We start from the raw sequence: 16721 nt of genomic DNA on the forward strand, positions 1-16721 counted from the left end.
GGGGATCCATCATGGGCGAGTATGCAGGGGACGAGCAGCCGGTCGCAGGTGCGATCGTCATCGTTGTCGAGGCCGCGCCGCAGGGGCTGATGCAGTACACACTGGATCCCGACGACCGACAGCCCGCATGGCAGGCGGTGCTCGTCGCTCACGACGACGCCGTGATGGGAGCCGTGACCACGCCCGAGCAGACGGCGGAACTGCTGGTGCGCGGAAGCGTCGAGTGCATCAGGCAGAGCATCCCGAGCCTCGAGGTCGGCGGCCTGACCATGCGCCCCGAGCTGGGCCCGAACGACAATGCACAGATCGTCGCCGCCGGAGAAGCCACCTTCCTGAGGTCCGAATGGGATGCGGTCGTCAGGCGGGCCGACGACCGACCCGAGAGCTGAGCTCGAACTCTGTCACCCGAGCACGCCACATCGCCGTCAGCCGGGAATCAGGTACGCGTCGACGATGAGCGGGCCGCGGATCTGACGGAGCTCGTCGATGATGCGATCGACGCCGCGGGCAGAGACCGACGGCATCTGCAGGTCGTGGGGGCCCAGCGGCTCGAGCCGCCCTGTGCGGATGCGGATGACCTCCCAGCCGGCGGCGCGCAGGGCACGATCCTTGCGCAGGTCCGTCTCCTGTCGCTTGCCGACATGCTCGAGTCCGTGGCGCCCGACGGTGTCGTACTCGATCGCGACGCGAAGCTCCGGAAGCAGGATGTCGGGCCAGACCTCGGTGTGACGGAAGAACGGTCGCGCCACCTTGACCGCGTTGACACCCGACGCGAAGGTGATGCGAGACGCGAGCGCTGCGCGGAGCCGGGCTTCGGCGGCGGATGCCGGCGCAGGAGCGCACACGCTCGAAAATGCCTCGCCGGTCGGCAGATCGGGAGTCTTGTCGCACAGCGTGAGCTGCGGTCTCGGACGCCGCGGAATCGCGCGGGCCTCTCCCAGCACCACGGGCTGGGGCCTGGCGAGCGTCGAGCACTCGGGGCACCATGCCGATTGGCGACGCACCCGTCCCGGCCGCTCACGCTGTTCCGACGGAGTCGCGGCGAAACGATGGCCGACCCGGCATTCCCAGCACAGCAGCACGTCTGCGGCCAGCGGCACCTGCGAGAGCGCGATGCCGTGATTGAGCTCGGGATGGTACTGACGGATCAACTCGGGGTACGCGGCCCATTGCGAGCGATAGGTGCCGACCTCGTATGGCACGTCTCGGCCTCGCGAGAACTGGCGTCTCGCCCACCACGACTGCACTGGTTCGGCCACGTCGGGCAACCTACCGGTCGCCGCCGACATCGCCAGAGGGCGTCGGACGTGACAGACTCGCGAGGGAGAACGAGTCCGGTGGACGGACAGAGGGAGTCATCATGCCGCAGCGGATCGTGATCAGTGGCGCATCGGGTCTGATCGGCACGGCCCTCGCGTCGTCCTTGCGCTCGGACGGCGTGGAGGTGACGACCCTCGTGCGTCGTCCTCCGCGCGACGCCTCCGAGGTGCAGTGGACACCGGGGGAGCGTGAACTCGACCCCGACGTGCTGGCAGGTGCTGACGCCGTGGTGGCTCTGGGCGGGGCGAGCGTCGGCCGCCTGCCGTGGACCCCGCGCTACCGCCGTGAGCTGGTCGAGTCTCGGCTGACGACCACTCGCACGCTGGCCACTGCGGTGCGCACCCTGCGTGACGATGCTCCGTCGCTCGTCTCGGCGTCCGCCGTCGGCTACTACGGCTCGGCACCCGGCGAGATCCTGACCGAGGCGTCTCTTGCGGGTGACACTTTCCTCGCGCAGCTCTGCGTCCGCTGGGAGCAGGAGGCGCTGCGTGCGGGGGAGCAGACGAGAGTGGCGCTGCTGCGCACGGCCCCGATCATCCACCGCCAGGGTGTGCTCAAACCGCTCATCCAGCTGACCCGATTCGGCGTCGCGGGTCCCATCGGGCCCGGCACCCAGATCTGGCCGTGGATCTCTCTGGAGGACGAGATTCGCGGCATCCGACACGTGATCGATCAGCGTCTCGAGGGTCCCGTGAACTTCACCGGCCCGACGCGCGCCTCGGCGAACGACATCGGCCGTGCACTCGCGAAGAAGATGCGGCGACCGTTCTGGATTCCGGCTCCGACCTGGGCGCTGAGACTCGCGCTGAGCCGTGACGCCGCCGACTCGCTGCTCGTCTCGGATGCCGATGTGAGGCCGGCGGCGCTGGAGGACTCCGGGTTCGGGTTCACCCACAAGACCGCTGCGCAGGCCGTCGACGCAGCGATCTGATCGCGGTGGTCGACGGCCGCATGCTCAGCGGGCGTGGGGGTCGCGCCGGTTGAGGGTCTCGACCACCTGCGCGTAGTCGCCCCGCGCCTCGCCGTAGCGCAGGAACTTGACGTTCTCGACCTGGATCTCGGTCGCGTCCGGCTGGGCCTCGATGAGTTCGACGACCTCGGTGACGAACTCGTCGAGCGGCATCGCGAAGTCGCTGGTCTCCTGACCGGGCATCAGGGACGTGCGCACAGCGGGCGGTTCGAGCTCGAGCACGCTCACGCTCGTGTCGGCGAGCTGCAGGCGCAGCGATTCGCTGAGCATGTGGATGGCCGCCTTCGTGGCGTTGTACGAGGGGGTGACGCGCAGCGGGGCGAAGGCCAGACCGGACGACACGGTCATGATCGTGGCATCCGGCATGGTGCGCAGGTGCTCGATGAACGCCGCGATCAGTCGGATCGGGCCGAGCAGGTTCGTGGTGACCGTCGCCTCGGCCGTCTCGAGGAACCCTGCGGGCGACGTCCAGTCCTCGGGGCGCATGATGCCGGCCATCGCGATGACGACGTTGAGCGAAGGATGCGTGGCCAGCACCGTCTGCGCCGCACTGTGGATGCTGCCGGCATCCGTCGTGTCGATCTGGACGGTGTCGATGCCCGGGTTCGCCGCCGCGATCTCGTCGAGCAGTTCGACACGACGTCCGCCCACGATCACGGTGTTGCCTCTTTCGCTGAGTCGCCGGGCGAGCGCGAGGCCGATGCCGCTCGTGGCGCCGGGGATGAAGATGGTGTTTCCGGTGATGTTCATGCATCCACTCTTCGGAGTGTCGCAGCGGCGCACCAGAGACCACGCATCCAGGGATCCCCGATCCCTGGATGCACGACGCCGAGCACGAGATACTTCACGGGTGGACAGAGAAGCACTGGCCGAGTTCCTCGTGCGACGCAGGGAGCAGCTGAAGCCGTCAGACGTCGGGCTCGGCGCGGGAGCGCGCCGCCGCACTCCCGGTCTCCGTCGCGAGGAGGTCGCGCAGCTCGCAGCCATGTCGACCGACTACTACGCGCGCCTCGAACAGCAGCGCGGTCCGCAGCCCAGCGTGCAGATCCTCGCCTCGCTCGCACGGGCGCTGCGGCTGACTCCCGACGAGCGCGACTACCTGCATCGCATCTGCGGGCACAGCGCCCCGGACCGCACGACCTTCACCGACTACGTGCATCCGGGCATGCTCCGTGTTCTCGACCGCCTCGATGACACGCCCGCCTTCGTCGTCTCGATGCTCGACGAGGTCCTGATCCAGAATGACGCCGCACGGGCGCTGCTCGGCGACGTCAGCGGTCTGGAGGGTATCGAGCGCAGCGGGATCTACCGCTGGTTCGCGCACCCGCATGACGAGCGCGGGCGCTACCCGGAGCAGGATCACCTGAGGCACAGTCGTGTGCTCGTGGCGTCGCTCCGGTCCGCATACGGCGCGCTCGGCGAGCGCTCACGAGCCGGCGAGATCGTGCGCGAGCTCATCGTCCGCAGCCCGGAGTTCGCCGAGCTGTGGAACGTGCACGAGGTGCGGCGGCGTTTCGAAGACCACAAGGTCCTCATCCATCCGGAGATCGGTCCGATCGAGGTCGACTGCCAGGCGCTGTTCACCGAGGACGAATCCCAGGCGCTCATCGTGCTGACAGCAGCGCCGGGGAGCGATGCGGCGAGCAAGCTCGAACTGCTCAGAGTGCTCGGGACACAGCGGGTCTGACCGGCAGCCAGCACGACACCCTGCTGCTGTACTCCACGAATTCCGACCCGAATCTCGCTTCGAGATCCGCCTCCTCGAGCGGTCGCACGACCGAGTTCCACAACAGCGATCCAAAGAGCGAATACGTGACGACGAGCCAGGAGCCCATGATGAGGCCCACGCTGATGCCCTGCGCGATGCCGGCGACCGCCATCGGGTTGCGCACGTATCGATAGGGGCCGGAGATCACGAGTCGCCGCGCCATCTGCGACGGGAGCGGGGTGCCCTCGCCCTCGACCGACATCGACACGGCCGACCAGATTCCGAGGGCGGTCGCGGCGACGAGAAGCACACCGCCGGCCAGGTGGACGACGAACGGAACCTCGATGCGCAGCGACCACCGGGCCTCGACGAGCGACACCACGATGGGGATGACCACCAGGAAGGTGCCCCAGAAGAACAGCGTCTGCAGTCCGGTGCGGGCGAGCAGCGCTCGCGTGCCGATGCTCGCAGCCGGCCGGAAAGCGAGCGGACCGGTGACCAGCCATTCCACGGGTGCTCGCCCGCAGAGCAGGACGATTCCCGCCGCTGCGCTCGCCCCGGCAGCAATCACCATGACCAGGGCGCCCCATCCGGCGAGGCCCGTCGCCGTGGCGTAGACGGCCATACCGGCGGCGACGATGGCCGTCCACGGAACAGCGACCCAGACAGCCCACCAGAAACCCGCTGCGATGACAGCCGAACCGATGACGAAGAGCGGGATGTCGAACACCGCCACGAGTCCCGCCGGCAGGTCTCCGAGGGTGAGACGACGCACGTCGTCCGACAGCGCCGCCGCGATCCACCAGGCCACTCCCGCCAGAGCCTGCACAGCGAAATACAGCCGAGCGGTCACCGGTGTGATCGGGATCCCTGCGATGACCGGCATGCCGCCAGTCTATGAGCGCCCTCTGCCGACGCCCGCTCAGGACGCCGCCTCAGGACTCCTCGTGCGACCCGGGATCTGCGTCGAACAGCCGTCCGTCTGCGCGTCCGAGCGCGGTGATCGCCTCGACCTCGGCGGTGGTCAGCACGATCTCTGCTGCGGCGAGGTTCGAGACCTGGTGTTCGAGAGAGGATGCCTTCGGAATCGCCACCGTCTCCCGTGCGATGTGCCAGGCCAGCACGGTCTGGGCGGGGGAGATGTCGTGCGCCGCGGCGACCTCACCGATCACCTGTTCCTCGATCAGCTGCTTCGCGCGTCCCAGTGGACTCCACGCCTCGGTGAGGATGCCGTTCTCGCGGTGATAGGCGAGCTGCTCGTCCTGCGGGAAGTACGGGTGCACCTCGATCTGGTTGACGACGGGGCGGACGCCGGTCTCGCGCTCGATGCGTTCGAGGTGCTCGGGGAGGAAGTTCGAGACGCCGATCTGTCTCACGACTCCGCGCTGCTGAGCCTCCACCAGCGCCTCCCATGCCTGCACGTACTCGTCCTGGTGCGGGTTCGGCCAGTGGATGAGGTGCAGGTCGATCGCGTCGACGCCCAGCCGTGACCGGCTCTCCTCGATGCTCGTCCGCGCCTTCGCGCGCGGGTGATGACGGCCGGGCAGCTTGGTCGTGACGATGAGTTCGGACGCGTCCACGTCGGATTCGCGCACCCCGCGGCCGACCGACCCCTCGTTCTCGTAGTTGAATGCCGAGTCGATCAGCCGGTACCCGGCGCCGATCGCCGAGGCCACGGCATCCGCGCCTGCATCCCCGTTGAGGGCGTAGGTGCCGAGTCCGAGAGCGGGGAGGGCGAAGCCGTTGTGGGCCGTGAAGTGAGGGAGAGCCGTCATGGCGCCAGCGTACGCTGGAGCGATGAGCGGACTGCAGAGGATGGCGCCAGATGACGGCGTCCCGGATAATGCGGCGCGTTGTCCGTGTGGCTCCGGAGATGTCTTCGGCGGATGCTGCGGGCCTCTGCTCGACGGGGCACTCGCACCAACGGCCGAGCGCCTGATGCGCTCACGCTTCACGGCGTTCTCGATCAAGGATGCCGCGTACCTCCTGAAGACCTGGCATCCGTCGACCCGCCCCGCCGAGATCGACCTCGACGACGACGTGGTCTGGCGGCGCCTCGTGATCATCGATCGCGCCGGCGGCGGCCCTTTCGATCGCGACGGTGAGGTCGAGTTCGAGGCCTTCTGGCAGCAGGGCGCCGAGCGCGGTTCGCTCCGCGAGCGGAGCCGCTTCGTGCGCGAGGACCGCAGGTGGCTCTACCTCGACGGACAGGTCGGGTGATGGACGTGACCGCGCAGCGACTAGATTTGAGAGCGTGAACGCCAGCCCAGAACACCAGCGCATCCTGCTCGACGTCGCCGACCTGGACCGGCGCATCGCGCAGGCGGAGCGCGCGCGCACCAAGCCCCCGCAGGCCGCCCGCATCACCGAGCTCGTCGCGATCCGTCAGGATCAGCTCCGCGAGCTGACCGCGCTGACCGGCACACGTGACGACGTGCGCACCGAGCTCAAGCGGCTCGAGTCCGATGTGAAGCTCGTCGAGCAGCGCCGGGCCCGCGATGCCGATCGGCTCGCCACGGCCACGAACTCGAAGGAGGCCCAGGCGCTCGAGCACGAGATCGCCAGCCTCGCCAAGCGCCAGAGCGACCTCGAGGACATCGAGCTCGATGTCATGGGTCGTGTCGAAGATGCCGACGCGGCGGTCGCCGCGCAGCAGGCGCTGCTCGGCACCACGACCGCAGAAGGAACCGCGCTCACCGCTCAGGCCAAGGCCGACGTCGCGGCCGCGACCGACCTCATCGCCCAGTTGACGCGCGATCGCGAAGCGGTGACGGCATCCCTTCCGGCGCCGCTCCTGGCCGAGTACGCACGCCGCGCCGCGAACAGCGCCGGCGCCGCGGTGCTGAGCCGTGGCACCTGCGAAGGCTGCCGGATGCTGCTCCCGGGCACCGACCTCAACGACATCCGCAACGCGCCGGACGACCTCGTGGTCTTCTGCCCCGAGTGCGGCTGCATCCTGGTGCGCACCGAGGAATCCGGGCTGTGATCTCTGCGCCGCGAGCACGCCAGCGGTGAACTCGCGGCAGCAGACCGAACGTCGCGTCGTCCTGGTGGCGGCTCGCTCGGGCGGCTACACGGCGGTGGAACTCGATGCGGACGATGCCGAGGCACATCGGTTCGACCTCTCCGCGTCCGAGATGCCTGCGTGGGTCGCGGCTCAGGAGCGCGAGAATTCGCCGCGCTGGGTGATCCGCAGCGCCCGCGAGATCTACCCCGTCCTGCTCGACGCGGGGGTCATGCTCGCCCGCTCTCACGATCTGCTGCTCTGCCACGCGATTCTTCGCGACACGGACAAGGTCCCGCGCCCGCTCGCTCCGTCGTCGTCCTGGGTGCGACGTGAGCCCGTCGACGAAGCCCCGGCGCTGTTCGACGTCGTCGCGCATGACGCGCCGGATGACCCTGTCGGCGACGCCCTCGACCAGTACCGCGAGCAACGTCGCGTTCTCAGGGACAGCAAGGACGGTCGCCTGACGCTGCTCACCTCGGCCGAATCGGCCGGAGGACTGATCGCCGAGGAGATGCGCGCGGCCGGCCTGCCCTGGAACGAGTCGGTGCACGATGGCATCCTCACGGAGATCCTCGGCACCCGACCGATCGCGGGAGGCCTGCCCAGTCGCATGGTGGCGCAGGCCGAGCGGGTGCGTTCGATCCTCGGAGACCCCCATCTGAACCTCGAGAGCCAGCCGAAGCTGCTCCGCGCTCTGCACCGTGTCGGCGTGCAGGTCGAGTCGACGGGCCGGTGGGAGCTCGCCCAGCACAGCCATGCCGTGGTCGAGCCGCTGCTGGCGTACAAGAAGCTGTCGCGTCTGCTGAGCGCCAACGGATGGGCGTGGCTCGCCGAGTGGGTGCATGACGGGCGTTTCCGGCCGATCTACATCACGGGCGGGGTCGTGACGGGGCGGTGGGCGTCGGCGGGAGGCGGCGCCCTGCAGCTGCCGCGCAACCTGCGCGCCGCGGTGCGCGCCGACGATGGGTGGACGCTGGTCGTCGCCGACGTCGCTCAGCTGGAGCCGCGGATGCTCGCCGGCATGGCAGGCGACCGTGCGATGGCCCGGGCCGCGCAAGGAAAGGACCTCTACGCCGGGGTGGTGGAATCGGGCGCCGTGGCGACGCGCGAAGAGGCGAAGTACGCCGTCCTCGGGGCGATGTACGGAGCGACGACCGGTGACAGCGGTCGGCTGGTTCCCCGACTGCGCAAGGTGTATCCGCGCGCTATGGCGCTCGTCGACAAGGCTGCGCGGTTCGGCGAGGACGGGGGAGTCGTGTCGACGTGGCTGGGGCGGTCGTCTCCGCGTCCGTCGATCGAGTGGGAGACGATGCAGGCCGCCGCCACCGGTGCCGACGCCGACCCCGCCGAGGTGGCACTCGCCCGCCGCCGCGCGCGCGACTGGGGACGCTTCACGCGCAACTTCGTGGTGCAGGGCACCGCGGCAGAGTGGTCGTTGATCTGGCTCGCTGAGATCAGGCACCGCCTGCAGCAGTTTCCCGAGGCAGAGCGAGAGGCTCCGGCATCCGGGATCTTCGGCTCGCGTGCCCACCTCGCCTTCTTCCTGCACGATGAGGTGATCCTGCATGTTCCTCAGGAGCAGGCGGATGCCGCCGCGGATGCCGTACGCGAAGCGGCGGCGGTGGCCACGCGCCGACTCTTCGGGGGTTTTCCCATCGAGGTCCCGCTCGATCTGCGGATCGCGGAGTCGGCTGAGAAGTAGGACGCTCTGGTCGTAGACTGGACGTGCGAATGGGTCGACTGGACGGTCGCGTGGCGGGCAACCGCACCGAGGAACGTCCGGGCTCCTCAGGGCAGGACGGTGGGTAACGCCCACCCGGAGCAATCCGCGAGAAAGTGCCACAGAGAGCAGACCGCCCCGCAAGGGGTAAGGGTGAAAGGGTGGTGTAAGAGACCACCGGGGGCCATGGTGACATGGCCCGCCAGGTAAACCTCGTCCGGAGCAAGGTCAGACAGAGGATGTTGACGCGGCTCGCCGAGTCCTCGGGTAGACCGCTAGAGTGCCACGGCAACGTGTCGCCGAGAGAGATGGCCGTCGAAGGGGCGAAGAACCCCGGAACAGAACCCGGCGTACAGGTCGGCCCATTCGCATCATCACCGTTGGCTTCGGGGCAGGATGCCACGGTAGCGTTCGTTCATGTCGAACCGCACAGCCGCCGCCACCGTGGCGTTCCTCGCCGCCTTGGTTGCCGCAGCGCTCACCGGCTGCACCGCGCCGGCTCCGGAGGGCACCGAGACTTCCGCGGCAGTTCAACCCGTGGTGAAGCCGACGCCGAGCGGTACGCCCGTGCCGACACCGACCGCGACGGCTGAGGTGAGCCGCTGCGACGTGCTGTCCAAGATCTCGTTGACCGGCTACAGCGAGGGCGATGAAGAGCCGACCTACTACGCGACGTGGAACGGCGTACTGCCGGTGGACAACGGAATGACCGATTTCGCGCGCGGCACGGTCACGAAGACAGCGGACGGCACCATCGCGACGTACACGGTCGCCGCTGGCGATGCGCCGTCCGCGATCAGGGAGCGGCTGTGCAGCGACGTTTACGCGGCGATGACCTATAGCCGTCTGGGGTCGATGCTGTACCCGGGCGATGTGCTGACGCTGGGACCGGGAGCCATGGAGCCGCTCGCGACGGAGACGTTCATCTGGGAGCCTCAGCGCCGCTGACAGTATCCGGGGCGCTGCTCCCCTCATCCGACGCCTTCCGTCGCTTGAGGTTGCGTCGCACGAGCGGCCAGAACAGAATGAGCACCCCGGTGGCGATGAGGCTCGTCCAGACCTGGGTTCGTCCGCCCTCGCTGAACATCATCACGGCGATCACCGCCGCGATGCATGCGATCAGCAGGATGTTGAGCCAGGGGTGCAGCCACATCTTGAGCTTGAGGTTCGCGACCTCTTCGGGCGTCATCTTCTGACGGAGCCGCCACTGCGTGAGGGCGATGAAGACGTAGACGAACAGGGCGACGAGTCCGGCCGAGTTCATGATGAAGTCGAAGATCCCCGATCCCGGCGTCAGGAAGTTCACCAGGGTGGCGATGAGTCCTCCGCTGGTCGAGGCCAGCAGAGCCATCACCGGCACGCCGTTCTTCGACTTCTTCGCCACGATCTTCGGCGCGAAGCCCTGCTCGGCGAGGGCCGCGAACATGCGCGATGCCGAGTAGAGACCCGAGTTCAGCACCGAGATGACCGCGGTGAAGATCACGAGCTGCATGATGATGCTCGCGCCGGGAATGCCGAACTGCTCGAGAGCGTACGTGAACGGCGCATTGGCCACATCGGTCGGAACCGGCAGCTCGTTCCAGGGAACGACGGTGACGATGATGAGCACGGAGCCGACGAAGAACAGCAGGATGCGCCAGATGATCGTGCTCGTCGCCTGACGGATGCCCTTGGCAGGGTCCTCCGACTCGGCGGAGGCCATCACGGCGATCTCCGTGCCGAAGTACGAGAAGATCACCAGCGCCACCCCTGTGAAGGCGACGCCGAAGCCGTTCGGCGCGAAGCCGCCGTGCTCCCACAGGTTCGAGATCGAGATCTCGGAGTTCGGCCACAGTCCGAAGGCGAACAGCAGACCGGCGCCGAGGAAGACGACGATCGCGAGCACCTTGACGCTGGCGAGCCAGAACTCGACCTCCCCGAAGGCGCGGACGGAGATGATGTTCGTGCCGACGAAGATGCCGATCAGGATCAGCGACCAGGCCCATGACGGGACCGCGGGGAACCAGCTCGCCATGGTCTCGCCGCCCAGCACCGCCTCGTAGGCGAGCACGCCGACCCAGAAGTACCAGTACAGCCATCCGACGAGATACGCGGCCCAGTTGCCGAGGCCCACTCGTGCGTACTCCATGAACGAGCCGATGGCCGGGCGGGACGCCGCCATCTCGCCGAGCATGCGCATGGCGAGGAACACGAGCAGCCCGCCGATGAGGTACGACAGCACCGCGGCCGGCCCGACGGCGCGGATGACGTTGCCCGATCCGACGAACAGACTCGCCCCGATGATTCCACCCAGGGTGATCATGGTGACATGGCGCGACCGCAGCTTCTTCGCCTGAGGTCTCTCGACCGGTACGAGACCGGCTGACGTCGCCGGTGAAACCGGCTTCCTCCAGGACGATTCTGAGGGTTCGTTCATCTCGAAGCTGCCTTTCTTCACGGCGCGGCCCTCACAGCCAGGCCGGCCATCCGGGTCGTCTCGCCGACCGAGAAGCACACGGAGAGGCTATGTTGTCACGGCTCTGCGACCCCACGCAGTATTTTCTGCGGCGTGCATCCGGCGTTCGGCTGGACATGCAGAAAGGCCCCGCCGGATCGGCGAGGCCTTCTGCGCTCGGTACGTGTGTGTGTATGCGTGTCAGTCGCCGGCGAGGGATGCAGCGCCGATGATGCCCGAGTTGTTGCGGTGGATCGCCGGCACGATCGGGGTCTTGAGGTCGAGCAGCGGCAGGAAGTCTCCGGCGTTCTTCGACACCCCGCCGCCGACCACGAACAGGTCAGGGCTGAAGAGGAACTCGATGTGCGAGTAGAACCTCTGCAGACGCTCGGCCCACTCCGACCAGCTCAAGCCCTCGCGCTCGCGCGCGGACGTCGCCGCATAGGTCTCGACCGACTCGTACTCGCCGAAGTTCAGGTGTCCGAGCTCGGTGTTCGGCAGCAGAACGCCGTCGTAGAGGAACGCCGACCCGATTCCCGTGCCGAGGGTGGTGAGCAGCGTGAAGCCGCGCACGTCGCGGGCCGCACCGTGGCGCGCCTCTGCGACACCGGCAGCATCCGCGTCGTTCACGAAGACGATGTTGCGTCCGAGTCCGTCACGGAAGAAGCGCTCGGCGTCGAAGTCGACCCACTCCTTCGAGACGTTGGCGGCGGAAAGCGTCTTGCCGCGCTTGACGATGGCGGGGAAGGCCACGCCGAGGGGGAGGGTCGAGTCCTTCACGTCGAGGGTCTTCAGCACCGTCTGCACCGCCTCGAGGACATCCTGCGGAGATGCGCCCTTGGGAGTGGGCACGCGCACCCTGTCCGAGGCCATGATGCCGTGCTCCAGGTCGACGAGACCTGCCTTGATACCCGTGCCGCCGATGTCGACGCCGATCGCTTTTGCCATGGTCGATAGCTTAGCGACCGACGTCAGCGCCGATAGGATCGATGACACCACGTGAAGAAGGGGATCGGCCATGTCGAACGGCGATGAGAAGTACTGGTACAACCTGGAGACCGGTCAGGTGGAGTTCGGGATGATCTCCGCGTCGGCCGATCGCGTCGGGCCCTTCGACACCGAGGCCGAGGCGTCTCGGGCTCCCGAGAAGCTCAAAGAGCGCTCGCGCGCCTGGGCCGAGGAGGAAGCGGCCGAGAGCGGCTGGGACGCCGGCACCGGCAAGGGCGCTGAGTGACCGTGGACAAGCAGAGAGATTTCGTCCTCCGGACGATCGAAGAGCGCGGCGTCAAGTTCGTCCGCCTGTGGTTCACCGATGTCATCGGCACCCTCAAGTCCGTCGCGATCGCGCCGGCCGAGGTGGAGGGCGCGTTCGCCGAGGGGATCGGGTTCGACGGCTCTGCCATCGAGGGTCTGACCCGCAGCTACGAGTCCGACCTGCTCGCACAGCCCGACCCCACCACGTTCCAGACCCTGCCGTGGCGCGGCGAGATCGATCCGACTGCGCGCATGTTCTGCGACATCACCACGCCCGACGGGCGTCCGGCTGTGTCCGACCCGCGCCACGTGCTCAAGCGCACCCTCGCGAAGGCCGCCGATGCCGGGTTCACCTTCTACACGCATCCCGAGATCGAGTTCTACCTGCTCAAGTCGTCGTCGTTCGGTCCTGAGGGTCCGGTGCCGGTGGACTCTGCCGGCTACTTCGACAACGTGCCCGGCGGCACCGCGCACGACTTCCGGCGTCGCTCGGTGCGGATGCTCGAAGACCTCGGCATCTCGGTGGAGTTCAGCCATCACGAGGGCGGGCCCGGGCAGAACGAGATCGACCTCCGCTATGCGGATGCGCTCACCATGGCCGACAACGTGATGACGTTCCGCACGGTCATCAAGGAGGTCGCGATCGAACAGGGCGTCTACGCGACGTTCATGCCGAAGCCTCTCAGCGGTCACCCGGGAAGCGGCATGCACACGCACATGTCGCTCTTCGAAGGGGAGCGCAACGCGTTCTACGAAGAGGGCGCCAAGTACCAGCTGTCCAAGACCGGACGCCACTTCATCGCCGGGCTCCTGCGGCACGCGAACGAGATGGCCGCGGTGACCAACCAGTTCGTCAATTCGTACAAGCGGCTCTGGGGCGGCGACGAGGCTCCGAGCTTCGTCACGTGGGGTCACAACAATCGCTCCGCGCTCGTCCGGGTGCCGATGTACAAGCCCAACAAGGGCGGATCGTCACGCGTCGAATACCGTGCGCTCGACTCCGCAGCGAACCCCTATCTCGCCTACGCGCTCATGCTCGCGGCGGGGCTCAAGGGCATCGAGGAGGAGTACGAGCTGCCGCCGGAGGCCGAGGACAACGTGTGGTCGCTCAGCGACGCCGAGCGTCGTGCGCTCGGCTACTCCGCGTTGCCCGCGAGCCTCGACCACGCGCTCGAGTACATGGAGAGCTCCGAGCTGGTCGCCGAGACCCTCGGCGAATCGGTCTTCAACTACGTGCTTCTGAACAAGCGCAAGGAGTGGGAGGCCTACCGTGGCCAGGTCACACCGCTCGAGCTGAAGAACAACCTCGAGCTGCTCTGAGCGTCGTCCATGGCCCGTTCGGACGACTCTGTCTCGCTCTCCGCGCTGGCCAGGCTGGGGTTCGCCGAGCTCAGCGAGGCGGCGGCGAACCTCACCGAGCTCGCGACGCTGATCGGTGTCGACCGGTCGCTTCTGCTCGCTGAGGCGGATGCTGCTGATCCCGACGCGGCAGTCGAGGGGATGCTGCGCGTGGCGCGGCGCGATGCGGCACCGATCGCAGCTGTGTTCGCAGACCAGCGGGCGCGCAGACGCGCATGGCGGGTGTTCGGGTCGTCACAGGGCTTCGCCGACTTCTTCCTCAGGCATCCGACAGAAGTGTCGGTGCTGGCTGACCGATCCACGGGGCTGCCGTCGGCAGACGAGCTGCGCGAGCGCATGCTCGACGCGGTCGGCGCGCGCGACGGCTTCGCCGATTCGGGCGACGACAGTGCAGTGGTCACGCTGCGCGTGGCCTACCGGCGCAACCTCGCACTGATCGCCGCGATCGATCTGACGGCGTACAACCCGGTGCGGATCGTCGCCGATGTCGCAGCGGCGCTGGCCGATATCGCCGGCGCTGCGTTGGAGGCGTCGCTGGCCATCGCCCGTCGACGGCTCGTCGACACGATGAGTCGCGACCAGGTCGCTGCCACGCAGCTCGCCATCATCGGCATGGGCAAGGCGGGCGCACGCGAGCTGAACTACGTCAGCGACGTCGACGTGATCTTCGTCGGGGGAACCGCAGACGAGGATGTCGTCTCGGAATCGCGGGCGATCGACATCGCGACGCGCCTTGCGAGGGAGACGATGCGCGGCCTGAGCGGCATCGAGGTCGAACCGCCGCTCTGGGAGGTCGACGCGGCGCTCCGTCCAGAAGGCAAGCAGGGGGCGCTGGTGCGATCACTCGGCTCGCACCTGGCGTATTACGACCGTTGGGCCAAGAGCTGGGAGTTCCAGGCGCTGCTGAAGGCGCGGCCTCTCGCAGGCGATCCCGAGCTCGGCGCCGAGTACATCGCCGCGGTGCAGCCCAAGGTGTTCTCCAGCGCCGCGCGGGAGAACTTCGTCGACAGCGTCCAGCGCATGCGCGAGCGGGTCATGGAGCACATCGACCCCGAGGATGCGCCGTACCAGCTCAAACTGGGCTCCGGTGGACTGAGGGACATCGAGTTCACCGTGCAGCTCCTGCAGCTCGTGCATGGCCTCACCGACCCGAGCCTGCGCACCCGCGGCACGTTGGAGAGCCTCGACGCGCTGGTCGAAGGCGGCTACATCGGTCGGGCGGAGGCTGCGTCGTTCGCGGACGACTACTGCGTGCTGCGGCTGATGGAGCACAGGCTGCAGCTCAAAGAGCTCAGCCGCACCCACCTGATGCCTCGCACGCCCGCCGGCCTGCGCGTTCTGGCTCGCAGCACGGGGCTCGGAGAGTCCGGCGAGGCGATCTGGGCTCGATGGGAGAGCGTCCGGCGTGAGGTGCGCGACATCCACACCCGGCTGTTCTACCGTCCTCTGCTGAGCGCCGTGGCCTCCCTGCCCGAAGAGGAGCGCACCCTCTCGACCGCTCAGGCGCACGATCGCCTCATGGCCATCGGCTTCCGCGACCCGGCGGGCGCTCTGCGACATATCGGCGCGCTCACGACGGGGTTGAGTCGCAAGGCGACCATCCAGCGGCATCTCATGCCGGTGATGGTCCGCTGGTTCGCCGACGGCAGCGACCCGGACTATGCGCTGATCGCGTTCCGCCGCATCAGCGAGCGTCTCGGCGACACCCCCTGGTTCCTCCGGATGCTGCGGGATTCGTCCGGCGCCGCTGAGAGCCTGACGAGGCTGCTGTCTTCGTCACGATACGTCGGCGAGCTCATGGAATGGATCCCCGAGTCTGTGGCCTGGCTCGACAGCAGCGAGCTCCTGCGTCCGCGCAGCGGCGCGGCGCTCGACGAGGAGGCCAGGGCCATCCAGACGCGTCACAGGAACGTGGGTGACGCACTGCAGGCGGTTCGAGCGCTGCGACGTCGCGAACTGCTGCGCACGGCGATGGGCGGCGTCCTCGATGTGCTCTCGATCGAGCAGATCGCGACCTCGCTCACCGAGATCACCGACGCCACGATCCAGGCGGCGCTGCGCGCGGTCCGGCGTGAGATCGTCACCGCCGATGACGAGGCGTTCGATTTCGCGGTCATCGGCATGGGCCGATTCGGGGGAGCGGAGCTGGGGTTCGGCTCCGATGCCGACATCCTCTATGTGTACGACGCGAACGGCGTCGACCCTCAGCGGGCGCAGTCGCTCGCAACGCGGATCGTCGCAGGACTCCGGGAGCATCTGACCGATCATCGGGTGCCGCTCGATCTGGATGCGGACCTCCGGCCGGAGGGACGCAACGGCCCGGTGGTGCGGTCGATCGAGGCGTATGCCGAGTACTACCGACGCTGGTCGCTGTCGTGGGAGGCCCAGGCTCTGCTCCGAGCACGAGGGGTCGCAGGCAGCGCCACTCTCATCGCGAAGTTCACTGCCCTCGCCGACAGCATCCGGTACCCCGCGGAGGTCGATCTGCAGGGCACCCGGGAGATCAAGCGGATCAAGGCTCGGGTCGAGGGCGAGCGGCTGCCGCAGGGAGTGGATCCGCGTCGTCATCTGAAACTCGGCCCAGGCACGCTCAGCGATGTCGAGTGGCTGGTGCAGCTTCTGCAGTTGCAGCACGCCCACGACGTGCCTGCACTGCAGACCACGTCGACCCTCACCGCCCTCGGGGCTGCGGTCGACGCGGGATTCGTCCCGGCCGATGCCGCCGATCTGCTCCGCGCCGCGTGGTTGCTGTCCAGTCGCCTGCGCTCGGCGATCACCCTGTACACCGGCAAGACGAGCGACGTGCTGCCGACGGATCCGCGCGACCTCGATGCGATCGGTCGACTGCTCGGTTATCCCGATCGTTCAGCGAGCGTGCTCGACGATGACTACCTGGGGGTGACCCGGCGTGCGCGCCGGGCGTTCGAGCAGCTCTTCTACGGGTAGGCG

Annotated in this window: 16 protein-coding genes and 1 other RNA gene; 11 read left to right on the forward strand and 6 right to left on the reverse strand. The window is 68.1% G+C overall.

Features of this window, described 5'->3' with window-relative positions; all coding sequences use genetic code 11:
* Positions 1-11: 11 nt before the first annotated feature.
* Positions 12-389 (forward strand): hypothetical protein, encoded by a 378-nt coding sequence (locus tag RU09_RS12780; RefSeq protein ID WP_042541131.1) that lies wholly within the window; start codon positions 12-14, stop codon positions 387-389.
* A 36-nt stretch (positions 390-425) separates the two neighbouring features.
* On the opposite strand, the gene RU09_RS12785 is transcribed toward RU09_RS12780, so the two are convergent.
* Positions 426-1259, reverse strand: a complete 834-nt coding sequence (locus tag RU09_RS12785; RefSeq protein WP_079112893.1) for a zinc-ribbon domain-containing protein — start codon at positions 1257-1259, stop codon at positions 426-428.
* A gap of 101 nt (positions 1260-1360) precedes the next feature.
* Between RU09_RS12785 and RU09_RS12790 the strand changes: the two genes are divergently transcribed.
* On the forward strand, positions 1361-2251 hold the full coding sequence (locus tag RU09_RS12790; RefSeq protein WP_042541136.1) for a TIGR01777 family oxidoreductase: 891 nt from the start codon (positions 1361-1363) through the stop codon (positions 2249-2251).
* 24 nt (positions 2252-2275) lie between these two features.
* Here the strand turns inward: RU09_RS12790 and RU09_RS12795 are convergent, their stop codons facing one another.
* Positions 2276-3040 (reverse strand): SDR family oxidoreductase, encoded by a 765-nt coding sequence (locus RU09_RS12795; RefSeq protein ID WP_042541138.1) that lies wholly within the window; start codon positions 3038-3040, stop codon positions 2276-2278.
* Between the two features lie 100 nt (positions 3041-3140).
* On the opposite strand from RU09_RS12795, the gene RU09_RS12800 reads away from it, so the two are divergent.
* Positions 3141-3977, forward strand: a complete 837-nt coding sequence (locus RU09_RS12800; protein WP_042541140.1) for a helix-turn-helix transcriptional regulator — start codon at positions 3141-3143, stop codon at positions 3975-3977.
* Here the strand turns inward: RU09_RS12800 and RU09_RS12805 are convergent.
* Both RU09_RS12805 and RU09_RS12810 read right to left on the reverse strand, forming a co-directional pair.
* The gene (locus RU09_RS12805) at positions 3949-4884 is read right to left on the reverse strand and encodes a methyltransferase family protein (protein ID WP_042541141.1); all 936 of its coding nucleotides are present in this window, start codon (positions 4882-4884) and stop codon (positions 3949-3951) included. The two genes, RU09_RS12800 and RU09_RS12805, sit on opposite strands and share 29 nt — an antisense overlap.
* A 49-nt stretch (positions 4885-4933) precedes the next feature.
* The gene (locus RU09_RS12810; RefSeq protein ID WP_042541143.1) at positions 4934-5773 is read right to left on the reverse strand and encodes an aldo/keto reductase; all 840 of its coding nucleotides are present in this window, start codon (positions 5771-5773) and stop codon (positions 4934-4936) included.
* A 22-nt stretch (positions 5774-5795) separates the two neighbouring features.
* On the opposite strand from RU09_RS12810, the gene RU09_RS12815 reads away from it, so the two are divergent.
* The 5 genes from RU09_RS12815 (at position 5796) to RU09_RS12830 (ending at position 9673) form a co-directional block, all read left to right on the forward strand.
* Positions 5796-6218 carry a YchJ family protein gene (locus RU09_RS12815; protein WP_042541145.1) on the forward strand — a complete coding sequence of 141 codons (423 nt, stop codon included), beginning with the start codon at positions 5796-5798 and terminating at the stop codon, positions 6216-6218.
* A gap of 34 nt (positions 6219-6252) precedes the next feature.
* Entirely contained in the window at positions 6253-6984 is a 732-nt protein-coding gene (locus RU09_RS12820; protein ID WP_042541147.1) for a zinc ribbon domain-containing protein, read from the forward strand.
* 25 nt (positions 6985-7009) lie between these two features.
* The gene (locus tag RU09_RS12825; protein ID WP_052492968.1) at positions 7010-8707 is read left to right on the forward strand and encodes a bifunctional 3'-5' exonuclease/DNA polymerase; all 1698 of its coding nucleotides are present in this window, start codon (positions 7010-7012) and stop codon (positions 8705-8707) included.
* 30 nt (positions 8708-8737) lie between these two features.
* Positions 8738-9094, forward strand: an RNA gene (gene rnpB / locus RU09_RS18095) — RNase P RNA component class A.
* 48 nt (positions 9095-9142) lie between these two features.
* Positions 9143-9673, forward strand: coding sequence for a hypothetical protein (locus tag RU09_RS12830; protein WP_042541149.1), 531 nt, complete (start codon positions 9143-9145; stop codon positions 9671-9673).
* Here RU09_RS12830 and RU09_RS12835 read toward each other — a convergent pair.
* Complete coding sequence (locus tag RU09_RS12835; protein WP_042541184.1) at positions 9648-11141, reverse strand: amino acid permease; 1494 nt, start codon at positions 11139-11141, stop codon at positions 9648-9650. The two genes, RU09_RS12830 and RU09_RS12835, sit on opposite strands and share 26 nt — an antisense overlap.
* Before the next feature lie 219 nt (positions 11142-11360).
* Positions 11361-12107, reverse strand: a complete 747-nt coding sequence (ppgK, locus tag RU09_RS12840; RefSeq protein WP_042541151.1) for a polyphosphate--glucose phosphotransferase — start codon at positions 12105-12107, stop codon at positions 11361-11363.
* 70 nt (positions 12108-12177) lie between these two features.
* Between ppgK and RU09_RS12845 the strand changes: the two genes are divergently transcribed.
* Genes RU09_RS12845 through RU09_RS12855 form a run of 3 tightly spaced genes read left to right on the forward strand, consistent with a single transcriptional unit; the run spans position 12178 to position 16718 of the window.
* Positions 12178-12393, forward strand: a complete 216-nt coding sequence (locus RU09_RS12845) for a hypothetical protein (RefSeq protein WP_042541153.1) — start codon at positions 12178-12180, stop codon at positions 12391-12393.
* Positions 12394-12395: 2 nt separating this feature from the next.
* Complete coding sequence (glnA, locus tag RU09_RS12850; protein WP_042541155.1) at positions 12396-13733, forward strand: type I glutamate--ammonia ligase; 1338 nt, start codon at positions 12396-12398, stop codon at positions 13731-13733.
* A 9-nt stretch (positions 13734-13742) separates the two neighbouring features.
* A complete protein-coding gene (locus RU09_RS12855) occupies positions 13743-16718 on the forward strand; it encodes a bifunctional [glutamine synthetase] adenylyltransferase/[glutamine synthetase]-adenylyl-L-tyrosine phosphorylase (protein WP_042541157.1) in 2976 nt (991 codons plus the stop codon).
* Positions 16719-16721 lie beyond the last annotated feature (3 nt).

This window comes from Microbacterium sp. MEJ108Y (assembly GCF_000834175.1).
GTDB classification, from domain to species: Bacteria; Actinomycetota; Actinomycetes; order Actinomycetales; family Microbacteriaceae; genus Microbacterium; species Microbacterium forte.

Bases quoted from the DNA above. Each gene is read 5' to 3' on its own strand.
- RU09_RS12780 (WP_042541131.1), top strand. From the start codon at position 12: ATGGGCGAGTATGCAGGGGACGAGCAGCCGGTCGCAGGTGCGATCGTC.
- RU09_RS12790 (WP_042541136.1), top strand. From the start codon at position 1,361: ATGCCGCAGCGGATCGTGATCAGTGGCGCATCGGGTCTGATCGGCACG.
- RU09_RS12795 (WP_042541138.1), bottom strand. From the start codon at position 3,040: ATGAACATCACCGGAAACACCATCTTCATCCCCGGCGCCACGAGCGGC.
- RU09_RS12805 (WP_042541141.1), bottom strand. From the start codon at position 4,884: ATGCCGGTCATCGCAGGGATCCCGATCACACCGGTGACCGCTCGGCTG.
- RU09_RS12810 (WP_042541143.1), bottom strand. From the start codon at position 5,773: ATGACGGCTCTCCCTCACTTCACGGCCCACAACGGCTTCGCCCTCCCC.
- RU09_RS12815 (WP_042541145.1), top strand. From the start codon at position 5,796: ATGAGCGGACTGCAGAGGATGGCGCCAGATGACGGCGTCCCGGATAAT.
- RU09_RS12830 (WP_042541149.1), top strand. From the start codon at position 9,143: ATGTCGAACCGCACAGCCGCCGCCACCGTGGCGTTCCTCGCCGCCTTG.
- RU09_RS12835 (WP_042541184.1), bottom strand. From the start codon at position 11,141: ATGAACGAACCCTCAGAATCGTCCTGGAGGAAGCCGGTTTCACCGGCG.
- ppgK (WP_042541151.1), bottom strand. From the start codon at position 12,107: ATGGCAAAAGCGATCGGCGTCGACATCGGCGGCACGGGTATCAAGGCA.
- RU09_RS12845 (WP_042541153.1), top strand. From the start codon at position 12,178: ATGTCGAACGGCGATGAGAAGTACTGGTACAACCTGGAGACCGGTCAG.
- RU09_RS12855 (WP_042541157.1), top strand. From the start codon at position 13,743: ATGGCCCGTTCGGACGACTCTGTCTCGCTCTCCGCGCTGGCCAGGCTG.